This window comes from Pseudolactococcus plantarum, assembly GCF_002441715.1.
Taxonomy (GTDB): Bacteria; Bacillota; Bacilli; order Lactobacillales; family Streptococcaceae; genus Pseudolactococcus; species Pseudolactococcus plantarum.
Genome location: NZ_JXJX01000004.1, coordinates 24,644 through 38,785, shown reverse-complemented (window position 1 = coordinate 38,785; position 14,142 = coordinate 24,644). Strand labels below are relative to the sequence as shown.

The following is a 14,142-nucleotide window of genomic DNA, read 5'->3' as shown; positions in this document are numbered from 1 at the left end:
GTTTATCGAGTGATTTTGGTATAATAAAACTATGAATCTTGAAATACTTATCACGCAATCACAAAAAAACCTTAGCGAAATGGATTTGGACATCTTGACCTATGTTGTAAAACACCAAAAAGAAGTACAAAATGCCAATATTATAGCATTGGCCAATGCTGTTCACGTTAGCAAGTCTTCGGTTTTAAGAATGACAAAAAAACTTGGTTTTTCAGGCTATACAGAGTTTAAATACTTTTTAAAGCAGTCTAACTATGATGATAAAAAGGCGCAAACAACAGATTTGTTAGCATTGCAAGAAAAAGATATAGAAAGTACATATCAATATCTCAAGGCCATCAATTTTGACCCATTATGTGAGAAGATATTTGAAGCAAAAGCTATCTTCTTTTTTGGTACAGGTTATGCACCCCAACTACAATTACAAGAATTTTGTAAATCACTATCTCTTGTAGGGAAGCGCGTGATTTTTGTACCCACCAAGGCAGAACTTGATTATGTGATGCTGACGATGAGTAAACAAGATTTATTTTTGATTGCATCTTTAAGTGGTGAAACTGAGAATTTAAAAGAGAACTTTGCTTGGATGAATGCTGCCAAAGTTCCGATATGTACAATAACGGCTTTTAGTGCTAACTATATGTCAGCTTTAGCCCAGTATGCTTATCATTATTATTTAACGCCTTTTTATGTTGGGACGCATCATTTTACACATAAATCTTATGTTGCACTAGATCTGGTTTTGGATAGAATTTATAGAGAATACTTAATATTTTTAAGCTTATGAGGTTTATATATATCATTAGTAATAAAAAACCTTCACAAAAATGTGAAGGTTTTTTATTACTAATGATGTCTACTAAGCGACTATCATAGGATGTACGTAGCGGTATCGCTTATTTTTTTAATGTCCACAATGATGCTTTGACTGCACCATCAGAGAATAAATGCGTATGATCTGGTGCAGTGAATATTCTACTAGACATCACTTTTTCACCGTCATTTACAAAAATTTCTAGTGATGAGGTATCAGCAAATATATTTAATTTAAGTGTTTCCTTTTGTGTATCAAAATAAGTCGAACGCGTAAAGCCATACTCTTCGGCCCAGCTGACTGGTAGATTTTCTCTATCCAAGGTAATTTTTCCGATGCCCATATCAACGTTTAAGCTTACATATGATGTTTTATCTGCATTGGCAAATAGATAGAGTGTTTGATTTGATGAAAGTTCAACTTCAAGTTCATAGCTATTGGTATGTTGGGTTTCTGGGTCTTGAGTTAATAGCATCTCATGCACATCTTGTCGTAACGATAATGTTTCGCTCACAGGGTACTGATAAAGTTTACCGTCTTTAAGTGTCAACTCTTTAACCAAACTTAAGATACCTTGTACACCATCAGCTTGAGATGGTACATCTATATCTGGCAATCCTAACCAAGATGAGGCTAGCACACGACCATCCGGTGCATTAAAGGCTTGTGTGGCGTAAACTTCAAAACCATCATCTAAACGGTGAAATTCGCTTGGGTTAAGTAATTTTGGCGTTTCTAAGTCTAGACCATCAGCAATCACATACATATTTGGGAAAATATTATCATACTCACAGACGTTCTTGTCAAGGCCTTGTGGGCAAAAGATAAGTACTGGTTTTTGATCAATTAATACGATATTAGGACACTCAACCATATATCCTAATGCTTCATCTGTGAAGTGTAATTCACCTTGATAATGCCATGATGTCAAATCTGCTTTATCTGCTTTTGCTAAAACAACTGTACCTGTTTCATCAGCTCTTTGAGCGCCAATAACAGCATATGCTTGATCATCAACTTTAAAGACCATAGGATCACGAAAATGATTGGTATAACCAGCAGGTGTCGTTAAAAGCGGTTGCTCAAATTTAGTGATTTGGCCATTTTTACCATAAATAGCACCATTTTGATAAGCAGCTCTTGACTGATCTGCACCACGTGTATTACCAGTGTAGAAGATAAATAGCTCATCTTCAGATAAAGGGATAGCGGAACCTGAATAGGCACCACGAGAATCATAAATTGTATCTGGTAAAATCTTCAGTCCTTCATTTTCCCAATGAATTAAGTCAATTGAGGTCATCAAAGCCCAAGACTTGAGGCCATGAACAGGCCCATAAGGGAAGACTTGATAAAATAGATGGTATTTCCCATTAAAATAAGAAAAACCATTTGGGTCATTTAATAGTCCTGTTGCAGGTTCAATATGATAAGTATTGCGGTAGAGCGAAGCGATGACTGCATCTGTTAAGGTTGTGACATAGTCTGTATTATACTCTTTATACGCACGATAGCGTTGTAGCGACGTCCAAGGTTTAGTATAGTCAAATTTTTTTTCCATATCCAAATTATAAATCAAAAAAAAAATATTGTCAAACGCTTGACAACGATAATGAAAGCGGTTATAATAAAAAATGTAAACGGTATCAAACGTTTGACAATAATAGATATCGAAACGAAATTATTTTATTAGCGTTAAGACTCAAATATTGAGGATTAGATGGAGGAGCTTATGAACCATAAAGAAGTAGCAAACCGAGTTGCCAAAGCACTTGGTGAGGATAACCTCGTTGCAGCAGCACATTGTGCGACACGGTTACGACTTGTTGTAAAAGATACAGCAAAAATTGATCAAGTAGCTTTGGATGATGATCCAGATTTGAAAGGTACTTTTGAGGCGAACGGTCAGTATCAAATTATTGTTGGACCTGGTGATGTTAACACTGTTTATAAAGAATTAGTTGCAATCACTGGCGTTGGTGAAGTATCAAAAGATGAGCTTAAAGAAGTTGCTGGTAAAGAAACAAATCCAGTGATGAAGTTAATCAAAGTCTTATCAGATATTTTTGTACCGCTAATTCCTGCCTTGGTTGCAGGTGGTCTATTAATGGCCTTAAACAATGTCTTAACAGGTGCAGGACTTTTTGGACCTCAATCAGTAGTTGAGATGTACCCAGGTATTAAAGGGTTTGCTGAAATCGTCAACCTAATGGCATCTGCACCATTTGCTTTCTTACCTATTTTGATTGGTTTTTCTGCAACAAAACGTTTTGGTGGTAATCCATATTTAGGTGCTGCAGCAGGGATGATGTTAGTTATGCCCAGCTTAGTAAATGGATATGGCGTTGCAGAAGCTTTAGCTAGCCATAAAATGCCTTATTGGGATGTATTTGGATTTAAAATTGCACAAGCTGGTTACCAAGGTCAAGTTTTACCAGTTATCGGGGTTGCTTGGATTTTAGCAACACTTGAGAAATTCTTCCACAAACATTTAAAAAATGCTATCGACTTCACTTTTACACCAATGCTTGCAGTCATCATTACTGGATTCGTAACATTTGCAATTGTTGGCCCAGTCCTTAGAGCAGTCTCTAATGGGATGACAGATGGTCTTGTTTGGTTAGTTAATACACTTGGTGGATTTGGTTATGGTATTTTTGGTGGCGTATACTCAGCAATTGTATTGACTGGTTTGCACCAATCTTTCCCCGCTATTGAAACAACACTCTTAGCAGATATTGCAAAAACAGGTGGCGATTTTATCTTCCCTATTGCTGCTGCTGCTAACGTGGCACAAGGTGCAGCAACATTTGCAATCTTCTTCTTAACTAAAAATGACAAACAAAAAGCATTAGCATCATCTTCAGCATTCTCAGCGATGTTAGGGATTACTGAACCTGCTATGTTTGGGGTCAACTTAAAATTAAAATTCCCATTCTTTATCGCTTTAGGATCTGCAGGGATTGCATCAGCATTCATGGGATTCTTAGGTGTTCGTGGTGCATCACTTGGCCCTGCTGGAGTTATCGGATTTATTGCGATTAAAGCTGGTAGCCACATGATGTTCATGGTAGGTATCCTAATTAGTTTTGTGCTTGCCTTTGTAGTCACTTATATTTACGGTAAAAACCGTATGGCTGTTCCAGCTAATGCTGAAACACAAGATACAACAGCTCAAGACATTAATACTGTTCAAGAACATGCAGGTATTTCAGATGAAGAATTAGTTGCACCAGTTGCAGGAGCAGCTATCCAACTTTCAGAAACAAAAGACCCAGTATTTTCATCAGGATTGATGGGAAATGGTATAGCGATAGAACCAACAGTAGGTAAGATTTATGCACCAGCTGATGGTACATTAACTGTCACAAACAACAGTAAGCATGCCTATGGTCTATTAACGAATAAAGGTGCTGAAGTATTACTTCATATTGGGATTGATACAGTTCAAATGGACGGTGATGGCTTTGAAACAAGTGTTAATCAAGGACAAGTTGTGAAAAAAGGTGACTTATTGGGTACATTTGATATTCAAAAAATCAAAGACAGAGGCTATGAAGCAACTGTTATGGTCATTGTCACTAACACGACATCTTTTGCACAAGTACAAGGTATTGATAATCAAGATGTAGTCGTTGGTCAAACAATTATCGGTACAACTGCACCAACTGGCGAGAACGCATAAAAAAATATTCTGGAAAAAATAACCAAATAAAGCGGTTATTTTTTTCAAGTTATGATACACTAGACGTAATGTGTTACAGTAATAGAAGGGATGAGTTGTTAAACAGCTCAAAAGGAAAAATGAGTAAATTATTTGGTAGTATAGAAGCAGGTGGCACGAAGTTCGTATGTGCAGTTGGTAATGAGTCTTTGATGATTCTTGAAAGTGCAACGTTTCCAACAGATAAACCAGAAGAAACGTTACAAAAAGCAGTTGATTTCTTTAAGCAATTTGAAGGATCTCTTGTTGCGATAGCAGTTGGGAGTTTCGGCCCAATTGATGTTGATATCAATTCTGATACATATGGATTTGTGACGACGACGCCTAAACCTAACTGGGGAAATTTCGATATGATTGGCTTTTTGAAAGCACAATTGAATCTGCCTATGTTCTTTACGACCGATGTTAATTCATCAGCTTTTGGTGAAAAAATACTAGCTCCTTCACTTAACAGTCTTGTTTACTTCACAATTGGGACAGGTATCGGCGCTGGTGCTATCCAAGGTGATACGTTTATTGGTGGTACATCACATGCTGAGATGGGACATATGTTTGTGAAACGTCATCCTGAAGATCTTGATTTTGCAGGGAGTTGTCCGTTTCATGGTGACTGTTTAGAAGGTGTGGCAGCTGGTCCATCACTTGAAGCGCGTACAGGTGTTCGTGGTGAACATATCAGTCTAGAGTCAAATGTATGGGACATCCAAGCTTACTATATTGCGCAAGCCGCTGTTTCAGCGACTTTAACACTAAGACCTGAAAAGATTATTTTCGGAGGCGGTGTTATGGCGCAAGAACACATGATGAATCGTGTACGTAAGCAATTTTCTGAACTACTCAATGATTATGTACCAGTACCTGATTTAACACAGTATCTGCAAATACCATCAATTGAAAACAACGCTTCAGCAACTGTAGGTAACTTTGCCTTAGCAAAACGTCAGTATGAAATCAATAGATAACCATAAAAACAGTCAGAAATTAATTTTCTGACTGTTTTTATGGTTTTTAAGATAATAAAAAAGACATCAGTCATCTGAGTCTTATTTTAATTGCCGATAGCGATCGTACCAAATAGCAACGTACTCTTTAGAAAATGGTCCTTTACCCTCATTAATCCAATCAACTAAAATCTTGACATTCTCTTTTAAGATAAAATCAATATCATCTGGATAAGACATTTGCCGTTTATGTCTTTCATATTCTTCGACATCTAGCAATTTTTTTTCACCGTCAGCAAAGACTTTGATATCAAGATCATAATCAATGTATTTTAATGCTTCATTATCAAGCAAGTAAGGGCTAGCTAAGTTACAGTAGTAGCTCACACCATTTTCGCGAATCATAGCGATAATATTGAACCAAAATTTCTTATGAAAATAAACAATAGCAGGTTCGCGGGTCACCCAGCGTCTACCATCACTTTCAGTCACAAGTGTGTGGTCGTTTACGCCAATAATCGAGTTTTCGTTTGTCTTTAGCACCATCGTATCACGCCAAGTACGATGCAAGCTTCCGTCGTGTTTATAGCTTTGAATCGTAATAAAGTCGCCTTCTTTGGGGATTTTCATCATCCTACCAACTTTCTAACAATCAAAGTTCTCAAGAAGTATTATACCACTTTTATTGAAAAATGTCAGACTTGGAAATTCAAAAATGTTAGAGAGTGAAAATTGTTAGAGATTTTTTTAGTTCATTTGAAAAGTTGTCAAGGAGATACTGATCAAATTCATCAGTTTGTTTGATCAAATTATAGCGACGATGTAGGTTATAAGAGTTGAGATGTTGGTATTTTGGATACTTTTGAAAATAGTCATGTGTGATGAGCCACTCACGTTTGTAGCCAAGAGGATGCGAATGATAATGAATGCCATCAACATATCGGTCAAATGAGCGATGATGGTGACCGAAGACAACATCTTTTATGCCATGTGCTAGAAAGAGCTCATGGAAACGTTGCGAGCCTAAAAAAGCATTAAACTTTACAAACTTAGGATGGTTCATCAAAAAAGCCTGTTCAGGGACAAAGTGCATTGCGATGATGAGCGTTTCTTTTTCGGCTGAAGTTAATGCTGTTAAAACATCATTCAGCTGGGATAAACTTTGTTGCGTCAGGCTAGGATCGTCTAATCCTCGTTTTATTTTTCGGTCAAACCAAAGTGTATTTTTGGTGCGTAAGTTTTGCTGATAACTCGTATCTGGTGTGAAAGAATAGTCATACCATCCTGCAAAGCTTAATAAGTGTTTGCTGCCTATTGGTCTCATTTTAAAATCGTGTGTTACGATATCATCTGCTGTCATGCCTAACATATCATGATTGCCAAGATTGTAAGATACTGTAAAATAACGCGAGAGACGCGTCAAAAATGGTTTAGAAATCTCTTCGAAATGATTTGAAATATCGCCTGCAATATGGACATCTGTTATCGACTCAGCTAACAATGTTTGGATTAAAATGGCTTCATATTTTGCATCAAATTGATTCACATCTAGATGTAAATCAGATAATATGGCTAAGGTTTTCATGACATTATTATAGCATAGGGTTATGATGATTGTGTCATGACTTGTCTTTTATGACATTAACTGATTGATAGACAGCAGATTGAAGCAGACCAAAGTGGCTATGAAAGTAAGCTAAACAGTTTACGATAAGTGTCAAGTTAGTTGACAGCTGCCTGATAAATCCACTTATACCAGCATGCAAGAGATATTTGCTAGACTTTAATAAACTTTTAATATAAGATAATGGGGTAAGAAAGGAGAAAACATGGAGCTGGCCACTATTTTAGTAACGGAGCGTAAGAAAAAAGGAGAGACCCAACAAAAAGTTGCGGATGCTCTCTATATTTCTAGGCAGTCCTTGTCAAATTGGGAAAACGGAAAAAATTTCCCTGATATTCCTATGCTAATCACATTGAGTATCTATTATGACTTTTCACTTGATATGATTAAAGGAGATGAACAGTTTATGAAACAAGTCAAGAAAGATTATGAGCTCATTAATACAAAAAAGGCGAACAAGCAGTACGCTGTAGTACTTACTATATTACTTGTACTCATGTTATTGATTGCTGTAGTTGTGATGCCATTAGTAATGCATAACGCGATGTTATTCAAGTGCATCACAGTGATAACTTTACTATTATGTATCATCATCCTACATGTATCGATTGGGTTCACTAAAATTGCATATCAACAATATGACGGTATGCCAGATGCTCCATTTTGGGTACCACGAACTTTGGGGATTGGTGTGAGCATTAATCCTTATAACAAGGTTGGTAAAATCGTCACAATTTCCATTTTAGTTATTTTTGATCTTTTCTTTATTGGGATGAGTATTGCAATTTTATTTTTTGGATTGCCTGCTAGCTCAATAGTCCACTATTGAGCATCGTAAAGGCTTGATAGCTTGTTTATCTTGAGTAGCTAACGCATCTATATAAGCTTCTCCCCACACCACCATCGCATCGATGACTGGCGACAGACTTAGCCCAATTTTTGAAAGTCAATCATCACTTTTTACAGGAACAGTGACATACCGATGTTTGATAAAGATAACGTCAGTTTCTAGTTCTGCTACTTGTTTAGTAAGCATGCGCTTTGAACCGTAAGGTAATTTTGTTTGAAGTTCTGAAAAAGCGGAGTACTCGATCTTGTAATAAGTGATAAAGGATGACACTTTTTGCATTTACCTGCGATAAATTGTAACATATTTTTACTGGACAACCTAAATCGCAAGCATATAATTGTCTATGTATGTTAGTCTGCTTAGAAAAATAAAAAATGTTCGGTTAAGTTTGTTAGTGCATACTAGGTGAATTAAAATTCACTTATTTACATTATGCTAATTAAGTATATAATGAATGGTATTAGGGGGCAAATGATATGACAAAGAAAATTAAAGCAGTTGGATTTATGAAACATCTTCCGATTACAGAAAAAGACAGTTTTATAGATATCGAAATTGATCAACCAGTAGCTAAAGATCATGAACTGTTAGTTGAGATAGACGGCATTTCAGTTAATCCTGTTGATACTTTTGTTCGTAGAGATGGTCAAGACGACGCATCATTATCACCTAAAATAATTGGCTGGGATGCTGTTGGTCGAGTTATCGGCAAAGGAGATGAAGTTAGGTTATTTGATATCGGTGATCGTGTGTGGTATGCAGGAGATTTTACAAAATCAGGTAGTAATGCAGCACAACAAGTCATTGATGAGAGACTGGTCGGACTCGCACCGAGTAATTTATCACCCTCACAAGCTGCAGCTATCCCTTTGGTAGGTCTTACAGCATATGAGGCTTTGTTTGAACAAATGAGGCTACCACTAAAGAGAAATGATGGCAAAGTATTATTGATTATTAATGGTGCGGGTGGAGTAGGGTCTATTGCCATACAGCTAGCCAAACTAGCTGGTTTGACTATTATTGCGACTGCCTCAAAGCCTGCATCAATTTCGTGGGTTAAGCAACTTGGTGCTGATCATATTATTGATCACCACCAAGATGTTGTCCGTCAAGTTCGAGATCTAGGGTATCAATATGTAGATTTTTGTCTGAATTTGAATAGCTTGGATCTACATTTTCAAGCTATATCTGAGTTGATTAAGCCAGATGGTCATATCGTGGCCATAGGTGAAAATAAAAACCCAATCGATTTGCAGCTATTAAAACGCAAACGTGCGAGTTTTTCTTGGGAGTGGATGTTTAGTAAATCTTACTATCAAACAGATGAGATGGTTACCCAACATGGGATTTTGACACACTTGTCTGACTTATACCAAGCAGACAAATTACAAGTTATCACGCAAAAAACGTATTCACCTATTAATGCGCAAACTATGCGTCAAGCCCATGCAGATATAGAATCTGGTCATACAGTAGGGAAAATAACGCTAATAGGTTGGGATGAAAAGTGAAGTATTGCTAGCGATATATATGAGAGTTGTCAGGTGTATAAAAAGTAAAGACTATCAAGTTTTTGAACTGGTGGTTTTTTAATGTATTTTTTGTTATTATGTAATGAATCAAATAGATGAAAAAAGTGATAACATATTCAACTGTAGTGTATGATATAGCATACACCTATGTGTTATAATGAGAGTATGACTGACTTGAAACAACAAATCATCTCGATTGCTAAATCGGTAGGCATTTCAAAGATTGGCTTTACAACTGCGGATAATTTTGACTATCTCAAAGCATCTTTGATCCAATCTCAAGAAGATGGGACAAACTCTGGATTTGAGCATAAAAATATTGATGAGCGCGTGACGCCTAAGTTATTACTAGATAATGCAAAAACCATCATCTCTATAGCTGTTGCCTATCCAAATAAGTTACCTGATATGCCGAAAAAATCAACTTATAAAAGAGGTAAGTTTTCTCCGTCTAGTTGGGGGATTGACTATCATGATATCCTAACGGAGAAGATGTCGAAATTAGCGCAAGGTATCTCAGAATTAACGGATGAGTTTGACCACAAAGCGATGGTAGATACAGGCGCATTAGTGGATACTGCAGTAGCCAGACGCGCTGGCATTGGCTTTATCGGCAAGAGTGGTCTGGTCATTTCTAAAGAATTTGGCTCTTACATGTTTTTAGGTGAGTTGATCACCAATCTTGATATTGAACCTGATGAGCCGGTGGATTATGGCTGCGGGGATTGTGATCGATGTGTGACATTTTGTCCTACTGAAGCACTAAACGGTGATACAACGATGAATGCCAAACGTTGTTTAAGTTTTCAGACGCAGACAACAGGGATGATCGATGAAGAATTTAGAATAAAAACAAAATCGATTTTGTATGGTTGTGATATCTGTCAAATTGTTTGTCCTTATAACAAGGGGATAGAAAATACCCCTCAGACACCTATTGATCCAGAATTAGCCTATCCAGAATTACAGCCTTTTATCAGACTCACTAACAAGGAATTTAAGGAAAAGTTTGGTGAAATTGCAGGATCTTGGCGTGGGAAAAATGTCTTGCAACGTAACGCCATCTATGTATTAGCTAATCTAAATGATAAAACAGCTATTCCTTTATTAGAGGAAATTGCTGCTAATCCTCAAAATGCCGTGCACCAAGAAGCTGCACAATGGGCATTAGAGAAATTGTCTCGTCGTGATAAACAGAATCGTCCTTTGAAAAAAAGACATAAACATGGTAAACTTAAATAATATGGAAATTAGTGAAATTCGCAATAAAATTGCCCAAAGTACTGAAAAAATCGCTTCATTTCGAGATAATCTTGATTTGGATCGCTTAGAAGAAGAAATCGCTCTACTTGATAATGATATGTCAGATCCTAGTTTTTGGGATGATAATATCGCTGCACAAAAAGTAGTTGAACAGTCTAACCAGCTAAAAGCTAAGTATGATACATTTATGGAGATGCAGGCCATGCTTGAAGATCAAGAGGTCATGCTTGAAATGTTAGCAGAAGATGATGACGATGAGATGCGTGAGGAGTTAAGTTTAGAGCTTGATAAACTAGATGCTAAGATGCAAGCTTATGAACTTGAGATGCTCTTAAATCAACCTTATGATCATTTTAATGCACTATTAGAGATACATCCAGGTTCTGGTGGTACAGAGTCACAAGACTGGGGTAGTATGCTCATGCGAATGTATGAACGTTGGGGAAATGCGCATAACTTTAAAGTTGAGGTAGTAGATTATCAAGACGGTGATGTCGCTGGTCTTAAATCTGCTACGCTTAAATTTACTGGAAAAAATGCGTATGGTTTTCTGCGCTCTGAAAAAGGTGTACATCGTTTAGTACGGGTTTCACCTTTTGATTCTCAAAATCGCAGACATACATCATTTACCTCTGTAGATGTTATGCCAGAATTAGATGATTCTATAGAAGTTGAAGTTCGAGATGCTGACGTTAAAATGGATACGTTTCGTTCCGGCGGTGCTGGTGGACAAAATGTCAATAAAGTCTCAACTGGTGTTAGACTGACACATTTACCTACTGGTATCGTTGTATCTTCTACTATGGACAGAACACAGTATGGCAATAAAGATTTAGCCATGAAAATGCTAAAATCAAAACTTTATCAGTTAGAAGTAGACAAAAAACAAGCCGAAGTAGATGAACTCAAAGGTGATCAAGCTGATATTTCATGGGGCTCTCAGATCCGCTCATATGTTTTTATGCCATATCAGTTGGTCAAGGATACACGCTCAAATTATGAAACAAGCCAAATTGATAATGTCATGGATGGAGACTTAGATGGTTTCATAGATGCCTACTTGAAATGGAAAATGTTGTAAGGCTGTAATAAAATAGCACATTATTTTTTGTTATAATGAAGTTATTAAAAATAGAAACAGAAAGAATAAACTATTATGAGTTCAATTATTAAATTAAGTAATGCGACTAAAAAATATAATAATGGTACAACTGCATTGCGTAATATCTCCGTGGATATTGAGGCAGGTGAGTTTGCTTATGTCGTCGGTCCGTCTGGTGCGGGGAAATCTACTTTTATCAGATTGTTATATAGAGAAGTCAAACTTGATAAGGGTGATGGTGTCGTAGCCGGATATAATCTTGCTAGCATCAAAAAACGTGATGTCCCGTTGTTACGTCGTTCAGTTGGGGTTGTATTCCAAGACTATAAATTATTACAACATAAAACAGTCTATGAAAATATTGCCTATGCGATGGAAGTTATCGGTAAAAAACCGCGTGAGATTAAAAAGCGCGTGATGGAAGTATTAGATCTTGTTGGTTTAAAACACAAAGTTAGATCTTTTCCAAATGAATTATCCGGTGGTGAACAGCAACGCGTTGCGATTGCACGTTCAATCACGAATTCGCCAAAAGTACTGATTGCAGATGAACCAACAGGAAATTTAGATCCTGAAAATTCATGGGAAATCATGAATTTATTGGAAAAAATCAATATTCAAGGCACAACAATCTTAATGGCAACACATAACTCACAAATTGTGAATACCTTACGTCATCGTGTTATCGCGATTGAGAACGGTCGTATTGTCCGAGATCAAATAGAAGGAGAATACGGTTACGATGATTAGAACATTTTTCAAACACTTATGGCAATCGATTAAAAATCTTCGCCGAAATGGCTGGATGACGATTGCAGCAGTTTCATCTGTTACCATTACACTAATTTTGGTCGGTGTTTTCTTAGCTGTTATCTTAAATACGACAAAATTAGCGTCAGATTTAGAAAATAATGTCCGTGTGTCAACCTTCCTAAAATTAGGTGTTCACGACGATAGTAAAGAAATCGTTGATCCTAAAGATAACTCTAAAAAGATTACTAATCCTGATTATCAAAAGCTTGCAAAAGAAATTAAAGCAGTACCGCATGTTAGCAAAGTGACATATTCTAGTAAAGAAAATGAATTAGATAAATTAACTAAGTCACTTGGTAGCACATGGAATATGTTTAAAGGCGACAGTAATCCACTTTATGATGTTTATATCGTGGAAGCTGATAAACCAGAAAACGTGACTAAGGTTGCTAAAGAGATTGGTAAGCTTGATGGTGTTGATCGTGCCGATTATGGTGGTGCGAATACTAAAAAGATTTTTGGCTTATCAAAAGTCATTCAGACATGGGGATTTGCTGCAGCAGGATTATTACTATTAGTTGCTGTATTCTTGATTTCAAATACGATTCGAATGACAATTTTATCTCGCCAAAGAGAAATTCAAATCATGCGTTTAGTAGGTGCCAAAAATGGCTATATTCGTTGGCCGTTCTTCCTTGAAGGTGCATGGGTAGGCGTGCTTGGTGCAATCATTCCAAGTCTACTGATTGGATTTTTATACAGAATTGGTTATATAGGCTTACAAAAATCACTCGCACAAGAAGGACTATATCTTTTAAGTCCAAATACTTTCGTACCGCAATTGATTTTATTCATGGTTGTGGTTGGTGTCGTTATCGGATCAATCGGATCGATTGTGTCTATGAGACGCTTCCTTAAGATTTAATTAACACAGTAAAATACACAAAAATACACTCAAACTGTTGATAATTATCAATGATTAGAGGTATTTTTTTATCAAATAGAATGGTTAGGTACAATGGGGAACATAATATTTAGGGAAGTTGAGACACAAACTGATTTAGCTATATTACATGATGCGATTAAAGTGATATGGCCTGAAGTGTTTACTAGTATCCTTGGTGAAGAAGAAGTCACTTACATGGTGAAAAATTATCAATCAATTGACAAAATCAGAACTGAGATAGCTGATGGCGCAAAGTATTATTTAGTAGAATTAGGTGGTGAAGTGATTGGCTACACTGCCTATGTTATTGAAACAGATGCAGTATATATCAGCAAATTTTATTTATTAGCCAGTGTACGCGGACAAGGTATATCAAGAAAAATGTTTTCATGGTTAATGGATATCGCCAAAGTGAACGGTAAACAAAAATTGTCTTTACGCGTTAATAGAGGTAATGCCAGAGCAATTTCTGTTTATCAACACTTTGATTTTGAAATCATCAAAAAGATTGATACGCCATTTGGTGACTTTTCATTGAACGATTACTTAATGGAGAAACAATTAACTGTTTAAATACGCAAAAAACACACATC

Annotated in this window: 14 protein-coding genes; 10 read left to right on the top strand and 4 right to left on the bottom strand. The window is 36.6% G+C overall.

Translation table 11 applies throughout. The annotated features are described in order from the left end of the window. The first annotated feature begins 31 nt into the window (after window positions 1-31). The gene (locus tag RU87_RS03080) at window positions 32-787 is read left to right on the top strand and encodes a MurR/RpiR family transcriptional regulator (RefSeq protein ID WP_068160730.1); all 756 of its coding nucleotides are present in this window, start codon (window positions 32-34) and stop codon (window positions 785-787) included. Window positions 788-896: 109 nt separating this feature from the next. On the opposite strand, the gene RU87_RS03075 is transcribed toward RU87_RS03080, so the two are convergent. Next, window positions 897-2,375 carry a sucrose-6-phosphate hydrolase gene (locus RU87_RS03075; protein WP_068160724.1) on the bottom strand — a complete coding sequence of 493 codons (1,479 nt, stop codon included), beginning with the start codon at window positions 2,373-2,375 and terminating at the stop codon, window positions 897-899. Between the two features lie 171 nt (window positions 2,376-2,546). Here RU87_RS03075 and RU87_RS03070 point away from each other — a divergent pair, with 171 nt between their 5' ends. Together RU87_RS03070 and scrK are read left to right on the top strand one after the other, a co-directional pair. After that, a complete protein-coding gene (locus tag RU87_RS03070; protein ID WP_068160721.1) occupies window positions 2,547-4,499 on the top strand; it encodes a sucrose-specific PTS transporter subunit IIBC in 1,953 nt (650 codons plus the stop codon). A 119-nt stretch (window positions 4,500-4,618) separates the two neighbouring features. Continuing rightward, the gene (gene scrK, locus RU87_RS03065; RefSeq protein WP_068160718.1) at window positions 4,619-5,500 is read left to right on the top strand and encodes a fructokinase ScrK; all 882 of its coding nucleotides are present in this window, start codon (window positions 4,619-4,621) and stop codon (window positions 5,498-5,500) included. Between the two features lie 81 nt (window positions 5,501-5,581). Here the strand turns inward: scrK and ntdP are convergent, their stop codons facing one another. Both ntdP and RU87_RS03055 read right to left on the bottom strand, forming a co-directional pair. After that, window positions 5,582-6,109, bottom strand: coding sequence for a nucleoside tri-diphosphate phosphatase (gene ntdP / locus RU87_RS03060; protein WP_068160714.1), 528 nt, complete (start codon window positions 6,107-6,109; stop codon window positions 5,582-5,584). 88 nt (window positions 6,110-6,197) lie between these two features. Beyond that, window positions 6,198-7,064, bottom strand: coding sequence for a metallophosphoesterase (locus RU87_RS03055; protein ID WP_068160709.1), 867 nt, complete (start codon window positions 7,062-7,064; stop codon window positions 6,198-6,200). A gap of 244 nt (window positions 7,065-7,308) precedes the next feature. On the opposite strand from RU87_RS03055, the gene RU87_RS03050 reads away from it, so the two are divergent. Then, window positions 7,309-7,932, top strand: a complete 624-nt coding sequence (locus tag RU87_RS03050; RefSeq protein WP_068160704.1) for a helix-turn-helix domain-containing protein — start codon at window positions 7,309-7,311, stop codon at window positions 7,930-7,932. Window positions 7,933-8,049: 117 nt separating this feature from the next. Here the strand turns inward: RU87_RS03050 and RU87_RS03045 are convergent, their stop codons facing one another. Further along, window positions 8,050-8,223, bottom strand: a complete 174-nt coding sequence (locus RU87_RS03045; RefSeq protein WP_231860426.1) for a winged helix-turn-helix transcriptional regulator — start codon at window positions 8,221-8,223, stop codon at window positions 8,050-8,052. Window positions 8,224-8,429: 206 nt separating this feature from the next. On the opposite strand from RU87_RS03045, the gene RU87_RS03040 reads away from it, so the two are divergent. The 6 genes from RU87_RS03040 (at window position 8,430) to RU87_RS03015 (ending at window position 14,122) form a co-directional block, all read left to right on the top strand. Further along, the gene (locus tag RU87_RS03040; protein ID WP_068160700.1) at window positions 8,430-9,464 is read left to right on the top strand and encodes a zinc-binding alcohol dehydrogenase family protein; all 1,035 of its coding nucleotides are present in this window, start codon (window positions 8,430-8,432) and stop codon (window positions 9,462-9,464) included. Window positions 9,465-9,650: 186 nt separating this feature from the next. Beyond that, the gene (gene queG, locus RU87_RS03035) at window positions 9,651-10,727 is read left to right on the top strand and encodes a tRNA epoxyqueuosine(34) reductase QueG (protein ID WP_068160697.1); all 1,077 of its coding nucleotides are present in this window, start codon (window positions 9,651-9,653) and stop codon (window positions 10,725-10,727) included. A 1-nt stretch (window position 10,728) separates the two neighbouring features. Next, a complete protein-coding gene (gene prfB, locus RU87_RS03030) occupies window positions 10,729-11,829 on the top strand; it encodes a peptide chain release factor 2 (RefSeq protein WP_068161051.1) in 1,101 nt (366 codons plus the stop codon). 75 nt (window positions 11,830-11,904) lie between these two features. Further along, window positions 11,905-12,600: a cell division ATP-binding protein FtsE gene (gene ftsE / locus RU87_RS03025; RefSeq protein ID WP_068160694.1), complete on the top strand. Its 696-nt coding sequence runs from the start codon at window positions 11,905-11,907 to the stop codon at window positions 12,598-12,600. Continuing rightward, entirely contained in the window at window positions 12,593-13,528 is a 936-nt protein-coding gene (gene ftsX / locus RU87_RS03020; protein ID WP_068160691.1) for a permease-like cell division protein FtsX, read from the top strand. Before ftsE ends, ftsX begins: the two co-directional genes overlap by 8 nt. Window positions 13,529-13,621: 93 nt before the next feature. Continuing rightward, a complete protein-coding gene (locus RU87_RS03015; RefSeq protein ID WP_068160688.1) occupies window positions 13,622-14,122 on the top strand; it encodes a GNAT family N-acetyltransferase in 501 nt (166 codons plus the stop codon). Window positions 14,123-14,142: the final 20 nt, after the last annotated feature.

Excerpts from the sequence above, each read along its gene's own strand:
- RU87_RS03080 (WP_068160730.1), top strand. The coding sequence starts at position 32 with ATGAATCTTGAAATACTTATCACGCAATCACAAAAAAACCTTAGCGAA.
- RU87_RS03075 (WP_068160724.1), bottom strand. The coding sequence starts at position 2,375 with ATGGAAAAAAAATTTGACTATACTAAACCTTGGACGTCGCTACAACGC.
- RU87_RS03070 (WP_068160721.1), top strand. The coding sequence starts at position 2,547 with ATGAACCATAAAGAAGTAGCAAACCGAGTTGCCAAAGCACTTGGTGAG.
- scrK (WP_068160718.1), top strand. The coding sequence starts at position 4,619 with ATGAGTAAATTATTTGGTAGTATAGAAGCAGGTGGCACGAAGTTCGTA.
- ntdP (WP_068160714.1), bottom strand. The coding sequence starts at position 6,109 with ATGAAAATCCCCAAAGAAGGCGACTTTATTACGATTCAAAGCTATAAA.
- RU87_RS03055 (WP_068160709.1), bottom strand. The coding sequence starts at position 7,064 with ATGAAAACCTTAGCCATATTATCTGATTTACATCTAGATGTGAATCAA.
- RU87_RS03050 (WP_068160704.1), top strand. The coding sequence starts at position 7,309 with ATGGAGCTGGCCACTATTTTAGTAACGGAGCGTAAGAAAAAAGGAGAG.
- RU87_RS03040 (WP_068160700.1), top strand. The coding sequence starts at position 8,430 with ATGACAAAGAAAATTAAAGCAGTTGGATTTATGAAACATCTTCCGATT.
- queG (WP_068160697.1), top strand. The coding sequence starts at position 9,651 with ATGACTGACTTGAAACAACAAATCATCTCGATTGCTAAATCGGTAGGC.
- prfB (WP_068161051.1), top strand. The coding sequence starts at position 10,729 with ATGGAAATTAGTGAAATTCGCAATAAAATTGCCCAAAGTACTGAAAAA.
- ftsE (WP_068160694.1), top strand. The coding sequence starts at position 11,905 with ATGAGTTCAATTATTAAATTAAGTAATGCGACTAAAAAATATAATAAT.
- ftsX (WP_068160691.1), top strand. The coding sequence starts at position 12,593 with ATGATTAGAACATTTTTCAAACACTTATGGCAATCGATTAAAAATCTT.
- RU87_RS03015 (WP_068160688.1), top strand. The coding sequence starts at position 13,622 with ATGGGGAACATAATATTTAGGGAAGTTGAGACACAAACTGATTTAGCT.